Origin of the sequence: Streptomyces sp. NPDC091272 (assembly GCF_044757485.1) — a bacterium.
Taxonomy (GTDB): Bacteria; Actinomycetota; Actinomycetes; order Streptomycetales; family Streptomycetaceae; genus Streptomyces.
This window is the reverse complement of record NZ_JBIVVC010000006.1, coordinates 92,568-109,435: the sequence shown is the minus strand read 5'-3', so window position 1 is coordinate 109,435 and position 16,868 is coordinate 92,568. Positions and strand designations below refer to the sequence as shown.

The 16,868-nt window shown below is 71.5% G+C and carries 16 protein-coding genes; 7 read left to right on the top strand and 9 right to left on the bottom strand.

Features of this window, described 5'->3' with window-relative positions; genetic code table 11:
* Window positions 1-8: 8 nt before the first annotated feature.
* A complete protein-coding gene (locus tag ACIQM4_RS18535; protein WP_401592568.1) occupies window positions 9-806 on the bottom strand; it encodes an ABC transporter substrate-binding protein in 798 nt (265 codons plus the stop codon).
* A 569-nt stretch (window positions 807-1,375) separates the two neighbouring features.
* Here ACIQM4_RS18535 and ACIQM4_RS18530 point away from each other — a divergent pair.
* From ACIQM4_RS18530 to ACIQM4_RS18520, 3 genes are all read left to right on the top strand, one after another.
* Complete coding sequence (locus ACIQM4_RS18530) at window positions 1,376-2,962, top strand: UDP-N-acetylmuramoyl-L-alanyl-D-glutamate--2,6-diaminopimelate ligase (RefSeq protein ID WP_401592566.1); 1,587 nt, start codon at window positions 1,376-1,378, stop codon at window positions 2,960-2,962.
* Window positions 2,963-2,971: 9 nt separating this feature from the next.
* The gene (locus ACIQM4_RS18525; protein ID WP_401592564.1) at window positions 2,972-3,511 is read left to right on the top strand and encodes an isochorismatase family protein; all 540 of its coding nucleotides are present in this window, start codon (window positions 2,972-2,974) and stop codon (window positions 3,509-3,511) included.
* Between the two features lie 92 nt (window positions 3,512-3,603).
* The gene (locus ACIQM4_RS18520) at window positions 3,604-3,759 is read left to right on the top strand and encodes a hypothetical protein (RefSeq protein ID WP_401592562.1); all 156 of its coding nucleotides are present in this window, start codon (window positions 3,604-3,606) and stop codon (window positions 3,757-3,759) included.
* A 48-nt stretch (window positions 3,760-3,807) separates the two neighbouring features.
* On the opposite strand, the gene ACIQM4_RS18515 is transcribed toward ACIQM4_RS18520, so the two are convergent.
* The 6 genes from ACIQM4_RS18515 to ACIQM4_RS18490 are packed head-to-tail and all read right to left on the bottom strand — an operon-like array spanning window position 3,808 to window position 10,116.
* The gene (locus ACIQM4_RS18515; protein ID WP_401592560.1) at window positions 3,808-5,523 is read right to left on the bottom strand and encodes a SpoIIE family protein phosphatase; all 1,716 of its coding nucleotides are present in this window, start codon (window positions 5,521-5,523) and stop codon (window positions 3,808-3,810) included.
* Window positions 5,520-7,376 (bottom strand): ATP-binding protein, encoded by a 1,857-nt coding sequence (locus ACIQM4_RS18510; protein ID WP_401592558.1) that lies wholly within the window; start codon window positions 7,374-7,376, stop codon window positions 5,520-5,522. Before ACIQM4_RS18510 ends, ACIQM4_RS18515 begins: the two co-directional genes overlap by 4 nt.
* Window positions 7,377-7,404: 28 nt before the next feature.
* On the bottom strand, window positions 7,405-8,463 hold the full coding sequence (locus ACIQM4_RS18505) for an ATP-binding SpoIIE family protein phosphatase (protein WP_401592556.1): 1,059 nt from the start codon (window positions 8,461-8,463) through the stop codon (window positions 7,405-7,407).
* Window positions 8,460-8,882, bottom strand: coding sequence for an ATP-binding protein (locus ACIQM4_RS18500; protein ID WP_401592554.1), 423 nt, complete (start codon window positions 8,880-8,882; stop codon window positions 8,460-8,462). The genes ACIQM4_RS18505 and ACIQM4_RS18500 overlap by 4 nt, the downstream gene beginning before the upstream one ends.
* Window positions 8,879-9,256: an STAS domain-containing protein gene (locus ACIQM4_RS18495; protein ID WP_401592552.1), complete on the bottom strand. Its 378-nt coding sequence runs from the start codon at window positions 9,254-9,256 to the stop codon at window positions 8,879-8,881. Before ACIQM4_RS18495 ends, ACIQM4_RS18500 begins: the two co-directional genes overlap by 4 nt.
* Window positions 9,253-10,116: an STAS domain-containing protein gene (locus tag ACIQM4_RS18490; RefSeq protein ID WP_401592550.1), complete on the bottom strand. Its 864-nt coding sequence runs from the start codon at window positions 10,114-10,116 to the stop codon at window positions 9,253-9,255. Before ACIQM4_RS18490 ends, ACIQM4_RS18495 begins: the two co-directional genes overlap by 4 nt.
* Window positions 10,117-10,563: 447 nt before the next feature.
* Between ACIQM4_RS18490 and ACIQM4_RS18485 the strand changes: the two genes are divergently transcribed.
* Entirely contained in the window at window positions 10,564-10,911 is a 348-nt protein-coding gene (locus tag ACIQM4_RS18485; protein ID WP_401592548.1) for a MerR family transcriptional regulator, read from the top strand.
* 608 nt (window positions 10,912-11,519) lie between these two features.
* The gene (locus ACIQM4_RS18480) at window positions 11,520-14,318 is read left to right on the top strand and encodes a glycosyl hydrolase (protein WP_401592546.1); all 2,799 of its coding nucleotides are present in this window, start codon (window positions 11,520-11,522) and stop codon (window positions 14,316-14,318) included.
* 122 nt (window positions 14,319-14,440) lie between these two features.
* Here ACIQM4_RS18480 and ACIQM4_RS18475 read toward each other — a convergent pair whose 3' ends face one another.
* Window positions 14,441-15,481, bottom strand: coding sequence for a LacI family DNA-binding transcriptional regulator (locus ACIQM4_RS18475; RefSeq protein ID WP_401592544.1), 1,041 nt, complete (start codon window positions 15,479-15,481; stop codon window positions 14,441-14,443).
* A 173-nt stretch (window positions 15,482-15,654) separates the two neighbouring features.
* Here ACIQM4_RS18475 and ACIQM4_RS18470 point away from each other — a divergent pair, with 173 nt between their 5' ends.
* Together ACIQM4_RS18470 and ACIQM4_RS18465 are read left to right on the top strand one after the other, a co-directional pair.
* Complete coding sequence (locus tag ACIQM4_RS18470; protein WP_401592542.1) at window positions 15,655-16,005, top strand: serine protease inhibitor; 351 nt, start codon at window positions 15,655-15,657, stop codon at window positions 16,003-16,005.
* Window positions 16,006-16,141: 136 nt separating this feature from the next.
* Window positions 16,142-16,582, top strand: a complete 441-nt coding sequence (locus ACIQM4_RS18465) for a VOC family protein (RefSeq protein WP_401592540.1) — start codon at window positions 16,142-16,144, stop codon at window positions 16,580-16,582.
* Window positions 16,583-16,665: 83 nt separating this feature from the next.
* Here the strand turns inward: ACIQM4_RS18465 and ACIQM4_RS18460 are convergent, their stop codons facing one another.
* Complete coding sequence (locus ACIQM4_RS18460; RefSeq protein WP_401592539.1) at window positions 16,666-16,866, bottom strand: hypothetical protein; 201 nt, start codon at window positions 16,864-16,866, stop codon at window positions 16,666-16,668.
* Window positions 16,867-16,868: the final 2 nt, after the last annotated feature.

Genomic DNA, 16,868 nt, shown 5'->3' with positions numbered 1-16,868 from the left:
GGGGTTCCTCACTTCTTGGGAGCGGCGGGGAACCACTTCTGGTACAGGGCGTCGTAACGGCCGTCGGACCGCGCGGCCTTGATGACCTTGTCGATCTCCTTGCGCAGGGCGGTGTTGCCGGACCGGACGCCGATGCCGTACTTCTCGCCGGTCTCGAACTCGGTGGTGACCGCCAGGTCGGCGTTCTTGCGGACGTACTCGAAGAGGACGCCGTTGTCGTTGACGGCGGCGTCGACCTGTCCCGTCTTCACGGCGGTGAGCAGCAGTGCCACGTCCTCGAACTGCACCGTCTCGACGCCCGCGCCGTTCTTCTTCGCGTACGTCTCCCCGGTCGTGCCCTGCTGGACCCCGAGCTTCTTCCCCTTCAGGCTCGCCAGCGAGGTGTAGGGGGAGCCCTTCTTGGCGATCAGGGCCTGGGTGGCGTCGAAGTACGGCCCGGAGAAGTCCAGGTTCTCCTCCCGCACCGGCGTGATGGTCATCCCCGCGGCGGCGAGGTCGCACTTGCCCGCGTTCAGGTCCTCACCGGTCTGGATGCCCTCGAAGGGCGTGTCGACGACCTCCTGGGTGACCTTGAGCTCCTTGGCCACCAGATCGACGATGTCGACGTCGAAACCGACGACCTCGCTGCCCTTGCGGAACTGGAAGGGCTCGTACGGCAGGTGGGTGCAGGTGGTGAGTTTTCCCTCGGTCACGAGGGTGATCTCGGTCCCGCCGGACCCGGCGGTCTTGGTACTCGTACAGCCGGTGGTCACAAGGGTGAGCGCGGTGACGGCCGTGACGAGGGACAGCACGGTGCGAGCGGACAAGACGCCTCCTGGGTCGTGGTGCGCGTGCGATGCGCGTGAGCCCTGCGGAATCGTGGTGCGCGTGCGTTGCGCCGATCTTGCCACCGCCGGTGCCGGATGTCTCCAGAGCGCCGGACATCGCCGTTCGCCGACGGTGTTGCCCGGGGCATTGCGGGGGGTTACGACCGGTTCCTGCGGTGCGGGGCGGCCACCGGGGCCGAGGGCGGTTGGTCACAGCAACGTTCTCGCTGTAGCTTCAGATGACGGCGAACAATCCGACCGGCTTCACCGGTTCCTCCGGCAGCGCCTCCAACTGCGTACGCCCGATGACGGATTCGCCCCGTATGAGCACGTGAGCACGCCCGACACCGGCGCGCCGCGCCGCCACGCCCGGACGCCGGGCCTTCTCCCCGGGTCGTGAGCTGCCCGGTCCGACCCGAGCGGGCACAGTCCTCTGCGCCGCCTCACGCATCAGACCTGAGCGCGCACAGTCCTCTGCGCCGCTTCACACAGCGGCTTCCGGCCTCCGCCGGGGCTGCCGCCCGGCTGCGACCGCGTTCACCGGGTCGCGCCACTTCGAAGGGATCATCGTGCAGCTGAGCGAGTTGTTGGCCGGACAGGAACACCGGGTGCTCCAGGGCGACCCGAGCACCACCTCCATCACCGCGGGTGTGACCTTCGACGTCGACCGGGTCACCACCGGGTCCGTCTTCGTCGCCGTGCCCGGCCACCGCGGGGGCGGGATCGCCGCCATCCCCGCGGCGTTCGCCCGCGGCGCGGCGGCCGTCCTTGTGGAGGGCGCCGACCCCGCGCTGTCGGAGACCCTGTGGCCCGCGAGCAGGTGCGCCGTGCGGGTGCCGGACGCGCGGAGGGCGGCGGCCGTGGTGGCCTCGCGGTACCACGGCGAGCCGGGGCGGCGGATGGACATGGTGGCGATCACCGGCACCAACGGCAAGACCTCGGTGTCCTACATGGTGGAGTCCGTGCTGCGGATCGCCGCGTCGGCGAAGGTCGGCGTCATCGGGACGGCGGGCAGCCGGATCGGCGACGAGCAGATCCCGATGCCGCCCTCGGTGCTCACCACCCCCGAGTCGCCCGACCTCCAGTACCTCCTGGGGTACATGCGCGACCGCGCGACCACCAGCGTGGTGCTCGAAGCCACCTCGATGGCGCTGCTGACCCACCGGGTGGACCGCACCTTCATCGATGTCGGGGTGTTCACCAACCTGACCCAGGACCACCTGGACGACCACGGCACGATGGCCAACTACCGCGACGCCAAGCTCCGGCTGTTCCAGGGGCTGTGCCGGCGCGCGGTGGTCAACGCCGACGACCCGGTGGGCGCCTCGATTCCCGCGATGATGCCGGGCGCGGTGACCACGTACGCCCTCGACGTGCCGGCGGACTACCGGGCGACGGACCTGGAGGTGAGTGCCTCGGGCACCCGGTTCACCCTGTGGCACGAGGGGCGCGCCCGCCAGGTGTCCATCCCGTTCCCCGGCCGGTACTCGGTGGCCAACGCGCTGGCCGCGCTCGCCTCCTGCCACGTGCTGGGGCACGAGCTGGAGCCCCTCGTCGACGCGCTCGGCCAACTGCCGCCCGTACCGGGCCGGTTCGAGCGCTTCGAGACTCCGGACGACGTCTCGGTGATCGTGGACTACGCGCACTCCCCCGACTCCCTGGACAAGGTACTGACCACCATCGGCGGCTACTCGCGCGGCCGGGTGATCACGGTGTTCGGCTGCGGCGGCGACCGGGACACCACGAAGCGGGCCGACATGGGCAGGATCGCCGGAACCCACTCCGACCTGTGCGTCCTGACCTCGGACAACCCCCGCAACGAGGACCCGGGGGCGATCCTGGACGAGATCACCCCCGGGCTCCTCGGGACGGGCACCCCGTTCGAGCGGCTGGCCGACCGGCGCGAGGCCATCGCCTTCGCCCTGTCGGCGGCGGCACCCGGGGACATCGTCCTCGTCGCGGGCAAGGGCAGCGAACCGCACCAGACGGTGCGCGAGGAACTGATCCCGTTCAGCGACATGGCCGTCGTGCGCGAGCTCGCCCTCCAGCAGACCGCCGCGCGCTTCCCTGCGGCGCCGCCCGCCGTGGCCGGCCGTACGCGGCCGGCCGCCGGAGCGCCGCGCGCGCCGTTGGCGCACGAGGTGGGCCGACCTTAAGGTGCGGCCATGACACGGACCTTGGATCCCGCCCGTACCGCACTGGTACTGGTCGACCTCATGCCCCGCATCATCGGCCTGCCGCTCGCGCCGCGCTCAGGCGACGAGGTGCTGCGGGCCGCGTGCGAACTCGCGAAACAGTTCGGCGCGGCCGGGGCGGCGGTGCTTGCGGTGCGGGTGGAGCGGCCGGGGGAGGAGCGGCAGCCACCGGGCAGCGAGCTGCATCCGGACGTGGCCGGGCTCGCGGACGCCGTGGTCGTCAAGCGGACCACCGGCGCCTTCCAGGACACCGCTCTGGACGCACTGCTGCGCGAGCGCGGCGTCACCACGCTGGTGCTCGGCGGGATCGCCACCAACCTGGGCGTCGAGTCCACCGCCCGGGTCGCCGACGACCTCGGCTACAAGCTGGTGTTCGCGGAGGAGGCGATGACGGCCCTGACCGCGCAGGAGCACGAGGCGGCGGTCCGCCTCAACTTCCCGCGCATGGGAACGGTGGTGGCCGGTGTGGATCTGACGGTGTCCCACCAGGACAGTCGGCCCACGGCGTAGCCCGACGCGGGCGCGGGCGCATGCCGCCGGGTAGCTGCGGGCACTCGAATTCGACGTCGTCGCAGCGGAGTTGGTGGAGTGAGGACGCATGCGTGCCGCAGACTCCCCGGGCCCGCGGCGCGACGGAGGTACTGGCCCGTGCGATGTGCGTGTACGCCGCGGTGTGGCTCCACCGGCGCAGCCACCGGGCGAACGTCCGCAGCGTACTGGCCGCCATCGAGAGCGGCCCGGCGGCCCCGCCCGTGTAGCCGGCCCGAGCGCGGTCACCGGACGGGCGAGGCCACTGCCAGCAGCGATTACCCGTCGGCCCGGGGCGGTGTGCACGCGTTGACGCGGACGGACATCAGCGCGATGTCGTCGTTGCCGTCCGGAGGGAAGCGGTGCAGCAGGTACGCGCAGAGGTCCTCCGGGTTGCGCGGGGCCTCGCCGTGGGCGACGGCCAGGTGGCGCAAGGAGTCCTCCATGTCCTGGTTGCGGCGCTCGATCAGTCCGTCCGTGACGAGCAGGAGGTCCGAGTCCGGCGGTACCTCCACGCGCGTGGGCGGCGGGTGCGGCAGCCCCATGCCGAGCAGCGGGCCGTGCTCGCGCAGGTAGCGGCTCGCCCCGTCGGGAGTGCGCAGCAGGGGCGGCAGATGACCGGCGTTGGCGACCTGCACGGTGTCGCTGCCGGCCTCCAGGAGCAGGATGCACAGGGTGACCATGGTGCCCGGCTGGACCGTGCAGAGCAGCCGGTCAAGGCGGTCGAGGACGGCGTCGGGCGGGTGCCCTTCGGTGGCGTACGCGCGCAGGGCGTGCCGGACCTGGCCCATCACCATCGCCGCGTCCAGCGAGTGGCCCGCCACGTCACCGACGGCGACCACCAGGCCCGCCGGGGTCTCCAGGGCCTCGTAGAAGTCGCCGCCGATCTCGGTGTGCTGGCTGGCGGGAAGGTAGCGCACGGCCAGTTCGGCGCGTGAGGTCTCGGGCAGCGACTCGGGCAGGAAGCCGCGCTGGAGGGTGAGCGCCAGCGCGTGCTCCTCGCTGTAGGCGCGCAGCGCTTCGAGGGCGAGCGTGCAGGCGTGGGCGAGCTGGGCCAGGAGCTCCTCGTCGTCCGGGCCGCCGACAGCGTCGGCCGGCACCGCGAGATGGACGGGCGGTCTGGCCGGCTTGGCTCGCGCGGACACCATGGTCAGCGTCGGGTACGGGGAAAGTACGGCCGGGGCCGTCGCCCACTCGGCGGTCCTGACCGTACGGACACCGGTGCCGGTGCCGAGCGGAATCCCGGTGCCGGTGCCCGAACCCGGCGCGTCCCCGAACCGGCCGCCCGACAGGAAGGGCCGGCCGGTGAGGGTGGAGCCGGGCGGCGGCCCCGGAGGCGTCGAGCCGTACCCGGGGGCCGGCTGGTGGGGGCCCATGTCGGGCAGGGCGGACGGCCGTGGGGCCGCGGCGACGTGGACGTGCCCCTGCTGCACGGTCAGGGCGACCGCCGCAGGCGCGTCCAGGAGGTCGGCCGCGCTGTCGGCGGCGGCCTGGGCGAGGGTGCGCGGGTCCTCCGCGCTGTACAGCGCCAGCGTGGCCTGGTTGAGCCGGTGCAGCCGCCTGGCCAGGGTCTCCGCCCGGCGTCTGGCGCGCGCGTACCGCAGGGTCGCGGTGACGGTGGCGAGCATCTCGTCCGGGGCGATGGGCTCGGTCAGATAGGCGTCGGCGCCCCGGTTGAGGCCCTGGGTGCGGTCGGTGACCGTGATGGCGGAGGCGGAGATGTGGATGACCGGCAGCGAAGCGGTGGCGGGGGCCGACTTGATGCGCTCGCAGACGTCGAAGCCGGTCATGTCCGGCAGCCGCACGTCGACGACGGCGACCTCGGGCAGCTGTTCGGCCGTACTCAGCAGGGCCAGCGCCTGGGTGCCGTCCTCGGCCTCGACCACGCTGTGGCCGGCGCGGCGCAGGGTGGTGCTGACGACGTAGCGGTTGGTGGGGTTGTCGTCCACGACCAGGACCAGCGCGGGGGCGGATTCGAAGAGGAAGGGAGTCATGCGGTGTCGTGGTCCTCCGCAGCAGGGGAAGGGGCCGCCCCGGCGTCCGGTGGGCGCAGGGAGAGGGCGGAGGCGATACGGGCGGGTGTGAGGTGCGTCTTGCCCAGAACTTCCCGGGCATGTGTGAGACGGGAGCGGTCCACGTCGCTGAAGTCGGCCGAGGTGAGGACGACGACGGGCACGTGCGCGGTGCCCGGGTCGGCGGCGAGCTGCTGGAGGACCTGGTAACCGTCCAGCACCGGCATCATCAGGTCGAGCAGGATCGCCTGCGGGTCCAGCTTCTTCACGGTCTCCAGGGTGGTGGTGACGTCGGTGACCTCGACGACCTTGAGGGCGATCCGGTCCAGGGCGGGGCGCAGCGAGGCCACGAACGCCGGATCGTCGTCGATGACCACCAGGCACGCCATCGGGTCGGGTTCGGGTCCGCCGGTGGCGCCCTGGCCGGGGACGCCCAGCTGCGGGTCGGCGGGCAGCTCGACGGTGACCCGGGTGCCCTTGCCCTGGTCGCTGCTGAGGGAGAGTCGGCCACCGAGCAGTTCGGTGAGCTTGCGGGCGTACGGCAGCCCGAGGCCCGTGCCGCTGCGTCCGCGCTGGTGCGGGCCGCGCACCTGGTAGAACTCCTCGAATATCCGGTCCTGCTGGTCCGCGGGGATACCGACACCGGTGTCGGTGACGGTGAAGACGAACCACGGGCTGCCGTTGCGGTCCTCGGCGCCGAGGGTGAGGCGGACGGTTCCGGCGTCGGTGAACTTCAGCCCGTTGGACAGGACGTTGCGCAGCACCCGGGTCAGCATCACCTCGTCGGTGACCAGGTGCAGGCCCTGCGGGACGTCGGGGATGTCGAGGACCACACCGGGCTGGGCGGTGCTCAGCAGCGTCCCGCGCAACTGGTGGAGCAGGGTGAGGAGATCGGTGGGCACCATGTGCGGGTCCAGGCGGCCCGACTCGGCCTTGGCCACGTCCAGGAGCTCCTCGACCAGCGCCAGCATGGTGTTGCCGGAGCCCGCGATGAGGGAGATCTGCTGGACCTGCTCCTCGGACAGCGGCTCGCCCTCGGGCGCCAGCAGCAGGTGGGCGAGGGAGATGACGGAGTTGACCGGGGAGCGCAGTTCGTGGCTGACGTTGGCCCAGAACCGCGTCTTGGCCTCGCTGGCGAGGCCCAACTGGCGGGTCTTGTCCTCAAGTTCCGCGTAGAGGGCCACGACGCCGCTGTTGGTCTTCTCCAGTTCCTGGGCGAGTTCGGAGTAGAGGGCCACCACCCCGCTGTTCGTGTCCTCCAACTCCTCGTTGAGCTGCTGGAGTTCGTCCTGCTGCTGCCTGGACTCCTCCAGGGCGGCGAGGAGCTGGCGGTTCTGCGCCCGCAGTGCTTCGAGTACGTCGACGTCCTCGGAGCCGCGCAGCTCGACGCAGGCGCGGGCCGCACGGTCCGCGATGGCCTCGACGGAGCCGTGCAGCACCTGTCCCACGACGAGTTCGGCGCCCCGGCCGCCGTCCGGCGGCCTCGGGTCGTAACGGCACTCGTCGAGCAGCCGGTCCGCGGCGTGCACGAGTTTGGGGTCGAGGACGGTGGCGTCGTGCCACCGGAAGCGGGCGAGCAGCCGGGGCGGCGCGGACGGGTCGAGCCCGTCCACCCGCAGGGTCACGGCGAGCCCCGCGGCGCCCACCAGGCTCTGGGCGAGCTCGCTCAGCACCGTCACCAGCCGGACCGGGGCCGAGCCGGTGAGGTCGAGGATCCGGCACGCCTGCTGACCGGAGCGGCGCAGGACGAAGACGTCCTCCGCCGCTCCCAGCGGGAGGTCCAGCAGGTCACTGACGAAAGGTGACAGGCTCTGCCCCGGGTGCTGCTCGGTCATGACCGGCCCGGCCCGCCGCGCCGCCCGGTCATGACCCGGGCGTGGTGATCACCACGATGCCGGCGTCGTCCCTGCGCACGCCGGCCTGTCCGAGGATCTGCCCCGCGATCATCACGGGCTGCCGGCTGAAGAGGCCGGGGAACTCGGCCGGCATCCAGCGGTCCTTCAGGCCGTCGGAGTGCAGGACGACCGTGCTGCCCGGGGGCAGCGGGGCGTCGAAGGTACGCAGGTGGGGCAGGTGGCTGCCGACGATGCCGGGCAGCGAGAGCAGGGCGCCGCGGCGGTGGCCGTCCACGGCGAAGGCACTGATGTTGCCGACGCCGCACGCCTCGACGCGGTGCGTGCGGAAGTCTGCCGAGACCACGCACAGGGCGGCGCCGCGGGTGCCCCTGAGCGCTTCGTGTATCTCCCGCACGATGTCGGTGAGGGTGGTCCTGGAGGTCTCCTGGAAGACCTGCCGGGCGCGTTCACTGGCGCGGGCGGCCAGCGGTCCGTGCCCGAGCCCGTCGCACATCATGGCCATGACGCGGCCGGTGCCCCCGGTTTCGGAAGGCTCGGCCCTGGCCGCCCAGGCGTCGCCGCAGACGCTCTCGCCGCTGATCGGCCTGGTGAGACCGCCGACGTGGCGTGCCGTCGTCCGGGCCGCCCCGCGGTCGTCGCCGGAGCCCGGGGCCCAGAACCGGGCGAGGACGAGGGTGCCGCGGTCGGCGAGGGAGTGCACGTCGAACTCGTCGGAGAGCCGGGCGACGGCGCCCAGACCGATCCCGAGGGTGCCGCCCTGCGAGTGCCCGTCCCGCAGCGCCGTCTCGACGTCGGGGATGCCGGGGCCGGAGTCCAGGGAGAGCAGTTCGAGCGCCGCCCCGTCCGCGGCCCGGCTCACCCGCAGGATGAGCGCGCCGTCGTCGGCGTGCCGCATCAGGTTGGTGGCGACCTCCGTGGCGGCCAGCTCGACCTGTGCGACACGGACGTTGGTCATGCCCAGGCGCAGGGCGAGCGTGCCCGCCTCCCGGCGCGCGGCCATGGCGAGCGCCTCACCGGCCCGCAGCCAGACGACGTCCTCGGCGGCGGAGAGCAGGGTGGCGTTCACCGCACCCACTTCACGACGCTGACGGTGGTGCCGGCACCGGGCGCCGTACGCAGCTCGAACTCGTCGACGAGACGGCGTGCGCCGCTCAGGCCAAGACCCATGCCGCTGCCGGACGTCCAACCGTCCGTCAGCGCCAGTTCCTGGTCCGGGATGCCGGGGCCCTCGTCCTCGAACTGGACCCAGACGCCGCTGCGGCCGTTCACCGTCACGAGGCCGGTGCGGGCCACGCCGCCGCCGCCGTATATCAGGGTGTTGCGGCCCAGTTCACTGGCCGCGGTGACCAGTTTGGTCTGGTTCACCAGGGACAGACCGCTCTTCTGGGCCAGGGTGCGGACCGACTGCCGCGCCTTGACCACGTCACCGCTGGTGGCGATCGGAACCGATTCGACCTGGCTGGCCTCGGCGGCGAAATCTCTCACCTCTGCGCCGAGGGATTCCGGTGCAGCCGCTTGATCTGCGCCATTCCCTGTTCGAGGCTGAGGGCGGTACGGACGCCGTTGAGCGACAGGCCGAGCTCGACCAGGGTCATGGCGACCGCGGGACGCATGCCGACGACCACCGTCTCGGAGCCCAGCACCCGCGAGATGGAGGCGATGGTGGCGAGCATCCGGCCGACGAAGGAGTCGACGATCTCCAGGGCGGTGATGTCGATGACCACGCCCTCGGCGCCGGTGTCGACGATGCGCTGGGAGAGGTCCTCCTGGAGGTCCAGGACCATCTGGTCCTCCAGGTCGGTCTGGATCGAGACCAGCAGGATCTGACCGATCTTCAGGACCGGTACGCGGTCCGTCACAGCAGCCCCTCCGGACGGACCTTCTCGGCGGCCTGGATCTCGGCGAGCGCGGACTGCAGGGCGGCGGCGAGGGTCGCCTTGGTGGCGATGTCACCGAACTCGATGCCGAGCGCCACGATGGTCTGTGCGATCTGCGGGCGGATGCCGGAGATGGTGCACTGGGCGCCCATCATGCGGGCCGCGACGACCGTCTTGAGCAGGTGCTGGGCGACCTGGGTGTCCACCGCGGGCACACCGGTGATGTCGATGATGGCGTGCGTGGAGTTGGAGTCCAGCAGACCCTGGAGCAGCTTCTCCATCACGACCTGGGTGCGGGCGGAGTCCAGGGTGCCGACCAGCGGCACACCGAGGATGCCGTCCCAGAGCTTGACCACCGGGGTGGACAGTTCGAGGAGCTGCTCGGCCTGCGAGGAGATGATTTCCTCACGGGTCTTGGCGTGCTCCTCGACCGTGAACAGGCCGAGGTCGTCGAGCAGTTTGGAGAGCTTGAGGTAGGCCTGGGCGCCACCCTCGGTGTTGACGAGCGCGGCCTCCAGCACCCCCTTGAGGGAGAACACGCACAGCGCGGTCTCGGTCGGGGTGAAGCCCCGCCGGGCCCGGGTGCGCGACAGCTCCACGAGGAGACTGCGCACCTCGCTGAAGTGCTCGCCGCGGCTCGCGAGGCCGCCCTGCTTGAGGGCGCCGAGGAGCGCGCCGTAGATCTCGTTGAGTTCCTGTGCGGCCTCGGCCGCGCTGAGCCGCCCCCGCAGGGTGGCACTGACGGTGCGCACCCACTCCTGCGCGAACTCGTCGCGATGCGTCTCCAGCAGTGCCAACAGCTCCAGGGAGCTGTCGTTGTTCGTCTCATCTACGTTCGCCACGCGTACCGCACCCACCCCACATTGGATTTTCACAAGTATGTCGACACTACGGCATGCCCGTGCTCCGACTGAAAAACTACGTCGGCCGAGGTAGACATTATGGGCTCGGCGTGGTTATGGTTTTCTCGTAGCCCAGAGAGACAAAGAAACGCAGTTCGCAGTTCCGTCAAGCAAGCAGTTGTTCATCGAGGGAAGAACGGAGGAGCGGACGCCATCAGGATCGCCCGGACGGAAGCCGTTGGGTCCGGGTACCGCAGGACATCGACAGTGAGGTGGTCTCCGGTCAAGCAACCGCGATCCCCGCAGCCCCGACCTCAGACGTGTCGGGCCCGCGGAAACAGAGAGCCGGTCTCCACCAGGAACCGGCGGATGGTGTAGCAGTTCCTTCGGGGCCCGGGTGCCGCACAGGCAGCCGGGCCCCTCCAGCGCGTTCCAAGAGAGGTGCCAATGGCAGCAGACAACACGTTCGACCGACTCGACGACGACGACTATCCCGCCTACACCATGGGCCGGGCCGCGGACATGCTCGGCACCACCCAGGGCTTCCTGCGCGCCCTCGGCGAGGCCCGCCTCATCACCCCGCTGCGCTCGGCCGGCGGGCACCGCCGTTACTCCCGCTACCAGTTGCGCATCGCGGCGCGCGCCCGGGAGCTCGTCGACCAGGGCACCCCGATCGAGGCCGCCTGCCGGATCATCATTCTTGAGGACCAGCTCGAAGAGGCACAGCGCATCAACGCCGAGTACCGGCGCACGGCCAAGGCGGCGGGCCCGCCCGCCGCGGCCACCGGCGGTTAGCGTCCCACCCGGACGGTGAGCTGGCCGCGATACTACGGCCGGTTCGCCTTGCCGGCGCTCATGGGCAGTTGCCGCCCCTGCTCGTGCCAGAGCCGGGCAAGAGCGTCGAAGATGGGGGTACCCGCGTCGGCGGTGCGACCGGAGGGCAGGACGCGGGTCCAGACGGGAGCCGGGGGCGGCGAGACAGGTGCTTGTGTCTGCATGACGTGGCCAACGACCCAGCCCCTCCTCATGTGCCGGGCCGAGACCGTTTCGACACGTACAGAAACCTTTCCTCGGTCCGCGGGGCAGTTCCGACGCGGAGCGTCGGGGGCCGTCCGCCGGTCCGTGGCGCAGTTCCGACGTCAAGCGTCGACGGCCGTCTGCCGGTCCGTGGCGCAGTTCCGACGTCAAGCGTCGACGGCCGTCCGCCGGTCCGCCGCGGAGCTCCGGCATCAAGTGTCGAGAGCCGTCCACCAAGCCAAGACTTCAAGTCGTGACGGCCCGGCGCCGCCCAACTCCCGCCCGTGTGCAATCTATTGACACCCAGGTTTCCGGAGTTCTACGTTCCTTGACGTCTGAGAGCGCTCTCGATAGGCCCTTCCCGTCAAGACTTCGAGGTGCCGTCCATGTCAGGTCCCCGCTCACACCCCGCCCCCCGCAGCAGACCGGCCGCCGTTCTGGTGCTGGCAGCCGCCCTGGCCGCCGTCGGTCTCGGTCCCGCCGCCTCGCCGGCCGCGGCGGCGACCGTGCCGGTCGGTTCCGGCAGTTACTCCGACACCCGCCCCGCCGGAACCTCAGGACCCACCACCAACACCGGCGCCCCCGTCACCCCCAAGGTCACCCCGGCGGCCAAGGGCAAGCCCGTGCCCACCAACGACTGGTGGTCCTCCCTGGCCTTCCAGCGCTACGGCGACAACCCGTACTCCACCCCGATGTACGGACACCCGCTCACCTACCAGGCCACCGCGGGCGGTCTGGAGGTCGGCTACCCCACCAGTCCCGCCGTCGTCGGCGACGGGCGCCAGTACGAGTACGCGCACAAGCGCGACCTCACCCTCGGCCTGAGCGGTCTCAACTCCGCCAACACGCAGGCCGACGCCTGGTCCGACTGGACCGTCACCCCGTACTGGTCGGACGGCACCCGCACCCTGCGCACCACCATCGGCCACGGCCTGCCCTTCGTGTACGCCAAGGGCTCGGGCGGCAACGCCCAGATCACCACCGCCGCCGCGCCGGCCGTCTTCGCGGACCAGGGCAACGTCCTCGGCATCACCGTCGCGGGCCACCACTACGCCCTCTTCGCGCCGACCGGCACCGACTGGAACGTCTCGGGCTCCACGATCACCGCGGGCCTCGGCGGCAAGGACTACTTCTCGCTGGCCGTCCTCCCGTCCACCGACGCGCTGGCCACCTACAAGAAGTACGCGTACAGCTTCGTCACCGGCTCCAAGGCGACGTGGTCGTCGGCAGCGGGCTCGGTCAGGGCCGGCTACACGCTCACCACCCAGCCCCAGGAGGGCAGCGAGACCGGCACGCTCCAGGCCCTCTACCGCCACCAGTGGCTGCACACCACCGACCCGCTGACCGCCTACACCTATGTGTCGCCGCGCGGCACGATGAAGGTCCGCGAGTCCACCACCTTCACCACCACGCAGAAGTCCTCACCCGTACTGCCCGCCCTCCCGAAGTCCTCCGGTGTCGACGCGGCCCGGCTGAGGACGTACCTCAACGAGGTGGCGAACGCGCCCGACCCGTTCTCCGGAGCGGCGGACACGTACTGGACGGGCAAGGCACTCGGCCGGCTCGCCCAGCTCGTCCCGGTCGCCGACCAGATCGGCGAGGGCGCCACCCGCGACAAGCTCCTCGGGCTGCTCAAGGGCCGGCTCCAGGAGTGGTTCACGGCCGGCGGCGCGAGCGAGTTCTCGTACGACAAGGACTGGAAGACCCTGACCGGGTACCCGGCGTCGTACGGCAGCGACACGGAACTCAACGACCACCACTTCCACTACAGCTACTACGTGTACGCGGCGGCCGTCGTCGCCCAGTACGACCAGGCCTGGGCCGCGGACTCGGCGTGGGGCGGCATGGTCAAGACCCTCATCAAGGACGCGGCCAACCCCGCGCGCGGCGACACCGCGTTCCCCTTCCTGCGGGGCTTCGACGTCTACGCGGGCCACAGCTGGGCCTCCGGGCACCAGGGCTTCGCCGCGGGCAACAACCAGGAGTCGTCGTCCGAGTCGACGAACCTCAGCGCGGCCCTCGTGCTCTGGGGATCGGCCACCGGCAACACCGAACTCCGGGACCTGGGCGCCTACTTGCTGACCACCGAGTCGGAGGCCGTCGCCCAGTACTGGTTCGACGCCGACCAGCAGGTGTTCCCGGCCGGCTTCGGCCACGACACGGCCGGCATGGTGTGGGGCAGCGGGGCGGCGTACTCGACCTGGTGGACCGCGAACCCCGAGGAAATCCACGGCATCAACGTCCTGCCGGTCACCGGCGGCTCCCTCCACCTGGCCGGGCACAAGGCGGCGATCCGGCGCAACCTCGCCGAGCTGGTACGGGAGAACGGCGGCCCCGCCGTCGAGTGGCGCGACATCCTCTGGGAGTTCGAGTCGCTCGCCGATCCTGCCCCCGCGAAGGCCAAGTGGGACGCGGGCAACGCCGGTTACACCCCCGAGCAGGGCGAGTCCAAGGCGCACACCTACCACTGGATCGCCACCCTGGACGCGCTGGGCGCCCCCGACCCGACGGTGACGGGCGACATCCCGACCTCGGCGGTCTTCACCAAGGGCACGGTACGCACCTACGCGGCGCACAACTTCGGCGCCTCGCCCCGCACGGTGACCTTCTCCGACGGCGCGACCCTCTCGGTCCCGGCCCGAAGCACGGCGACCGGCACCGGGACCGGCGGCGATCCGGACCCGGACCCGGACCCGGACCCGCCCACCGGGAACCTCTTCCAGCTCCGCACCGGGGGCACACTCACCACGGCGACCGGAGCCACGGCCGGCAGCGACACCGTCGCGTCCGCGGGCGGCACGAACCACGACGGCACGCCGTTCCAGCCGCTGGTCTACGAGGCGAAGAGGGTCAACGGCACCCTCACCCCGGGCAAGGCCACCGCCTTCCGCCTCCAGCTGGACGCGGGGACCGCGGTCGGCCTGGGCCAGCAGGCCAGGGTCAGCTACGACCTCACGGGCGACGGCACCTTCGAACGGGCGGAGACCTACCGGTACTTCGCCACCGACCCGGCGCCCGGCTGGGAACCGTACAGCGAGGGCAGCGGTCTCAGGTCGGCCACCGGGTCGCTGGGAGACCTCAAGGGCGGGACGGTACGCCTGGAGGTGTGGTCGGCGATCGGCAACGCGCCGGCGAAACTGCGGACCGGTACGACGGACTCGGTCCTGACGATCCCGTTCGGCTAGCCGGTCCGTCCGGCCGGCCGATCCGGCAGGACCTTGCACACGAACGGCCGCCGACGGGGAGCTTCCGGCCCCGTCGGCGGCCACCGTCCTGAGGGGCGTCATCCGCCGCCCCCGTGCACCGCCTACCCGGAAACCCTCCGTACCAGCACGGTGGGCGTGATCACCGGCTCCGGGACCGCCGCGTCCTCGCCGTGCGCGCCCAGCATCCGCATCAGCAGCCGTACCATCAACCGGCCCATCTCCTCGACGTCCTGACGGACCGTCGTCAACGGCGGGTCGGTACGCCCCACCACCGAGGCCATGTCGTCGAAGCCGACCACCGCGACATCCTCCGGAACCCGCAGCCCCCGCTCGCGCAGCGTCCGCAGCGCCCCCGCGGCCATCAGGTCGTTGGCGGCGAACACCGCGTCCAGGTCCGGCCGCCGGTCGAGCAGTGCGGCCATCGCACGGGCACCGCTCTCCTCGGTGAAGGCGCCCTCGCCGATCAGCCCGGCCTCGGCGGCCGGCAGCACATCGCGGTAGCCGTCGGTCCTGTCCAGCGCGGAGGTCTGGTCGAGCGGGCCCGTGATGTGCGCGATGTTCCGCCGCCCGAGCGCCACCAGGTGCCGTACCGCTTCGCGCGCCCCGCCCCGGTTGTCGCAGTCGACGTACGGCACACCTGGGCCGTACACCGCCCCCGGCCGCCCCCCGAACACGCACGGCACCCTCATCCGACCGATGATCGCGGGGAGTTCGTCGTCGGCGTGCAACGAGAAGGCGAGCGCGCCGTCGACATGGCCGCCGCCCAGATAGCGGCCGATACGCTCGTAATCGCCCTGCCCCTCCACCCACAGCAGGACGAGCTGGGAGTCGTGCGCCGTCAGCTCCCGGCTGATGCCGCGTATCTGCTGCGCGAAGAAGGGGTCCGAGAAGATCCTGAACTCCGGCTCGGCGATGATCACGGCGACCGCGCCGTTGCGCCGGGTGACCAGGGTGCGGGCCGCGTGGTTGGGGACGTACCCCAGCTCGTCGACGGCCCGGTAGACCTTCTCCACCAGGGTCGCCCGGACACCCGCGCCGCCGTTGACGACGCGCGAGACGGTGGCCCGGGAGACACCGGCGCGGGCCGCGACCGCTTCCAGGGTGGGGCGGGCCGTACCGAACCCAGGAGTCTGCTCGGGCAAGGGGCGCTCCTCGGCTACGTCGCTCGGCTGCCGCAACAGGCTACCGGTACCGCTCAGCGAGCTCACCTCCTGTCCGATCCTGCCCGAACGTCTGATCCCGCGACGGCGAACAGGGTGACCGGCCGGGCGGCGTCCCCGCGCATCCTCCGTGCTGTCCCGGTCGTTCTCGGGGTATGAAGAAACTCAAGCTCGTGCTGGGTCCGGTTCTCGCGTCGGGGTTCGCGGCGGCTGCCTTCACCGCGCCCCCGGCTGCCGCTCAGGCTCCTCTGCCCCCCGTGCCGCCCGTTCAGGCCGACGAGGTACCGTCCGCGCCGGACCTCCTGGCCGAGCCGAAGTGCTCCTGGCCCGAACTCCGGGGAAGCGCCCTGGGGGCCGCCGAGCGCGCCATCGGACACGACCGCCCCGATGTCACGGTGGTACCCGTCCCCGAGGGTTCCGCGGTCACGATGGAGCTCAGGGAGGACCGGGTCCGGGTCGTGCACGACGCGGCCGGACGCGTGGTGGGGAGCCCGCGGTGCGGCTGACCGGCTGCCGCCCTTCCTCGCCGGTCGGATCTCGTCGGAGCCCGGCGGGCCGAGACTGTCGAGAACGCGCCACCGGCTCCGTCCCAGGGGCATGAGCGGCCACCACCGGCCGCACGAGAGCGAGGGAGAGGCCACCATGGCTGTGCAGCGGATGGACAACGTCGGCATCGTCGTCGAGGACCTGGATGCCGCCGTCGCGTTCTTCGTGGAACTCGGACTGGAGCTGGAGGGCAGGGCGGAGGTCAAGGGCCCGGTCGCCGACCGGTGCACCGGACTCGACGGTGTGCACTGCGACATCGCCATGGTCAGGACCCCGGACGGCCACAGCCGGCTCGAACTGGCGAGGTACCGCAGCCCGGCGGCGGTCAGCACCGGTCCGCGCGACAAGCCGCACAACATCCTGGGCACGCACCGCGTCATGTTCGCCGTCGACGACATCGAGGACACCGTCGACCGACTGCGCCCGCACGGCGCCGAACTCGTCGGCGAGATGGCCAGGTTCGAGGACAGCTACCTGCTCTGCTACGTCCGCGGCCCGGAGGGCATCATCGTCGGACTGGCCCAGCAACTGCACTGAGACCGGTGCCCGGACCTCGCAGCGGTGTGCCACCTCCTGCCCCCTGCCGAAGAAGGGGGACCAGGAGGAAGCACCTGCGGGGTCTACTCCTCGGGCGGGACGCGGTCGGTGAGCAGGTCGGCGAACCAGGCCGCCTCCTCCGCGAGTTCGTCGTCCTCGGCGGCGACCATGCGCAGCAACCGCATGAGGTCATGGGCCTCGTCCAGGGTGAACAGGGCGAGACGTGCAGCAGTAGGTCCGGTGGTGCCGGCCAGCGGCATCTCGGGTGTTTCGGGAAGCGTCACGA

Bases quoted from the DNA above. Each gene is read 5' to 3' on its own strand.
- ACIQM4_RS18515 (WP_401592560.1), bottom strand. From the start codon at position 5,523: ATGACTCCCTTCCTCTTCGAATCCGCCCCCGCGCTGGTCCTGGTCGTG.
- ACIQM4_RS18525 (WP_401592564.1), top strand. From the start codon at position 2,972: ATGACACGGACCTTGGATCCCGCCCGTACCGCACTGGTACTGGTCGAC.
- ACIQM4_RS18470 (WP_401592542.1), top strand. From the start codon at position 15,655: ATGAAGAAACTCAAGCTCGTGCTGGGTCCGGTTCTCGCGTCGGGGTTC.
- ACIQM4_RS18480 (WP_401592546.1), top strand. From the start codon at position 11,520: ATGTCAGGTCCCCGCTCACACCCCGCCCCCCGCAGCAGACCGGCCGCC.
- ACIQM4_RS18485 (WP_401592548.1), top strand. From the start codon at position 10,564: ATGGCAGCAGACAACACGTTCGACCGACTCGACGACGACGACTATCCC.
- ACIQM4_RS18510 (WP_401592558.1), bottom strand. From the start codon at position 7,376: ATGACCGAGCAGCACCCGGGGCAGAGCCTGTCACCTTTCGTCAGTGAC.
- ACIQM4_RS18465 (WP_401592540.1), top strand. From the start codon at position 16,142: ATGGCTGTGCAGCGGATGGACAACGTCGGCATCGTCGTCGAGGACCTG.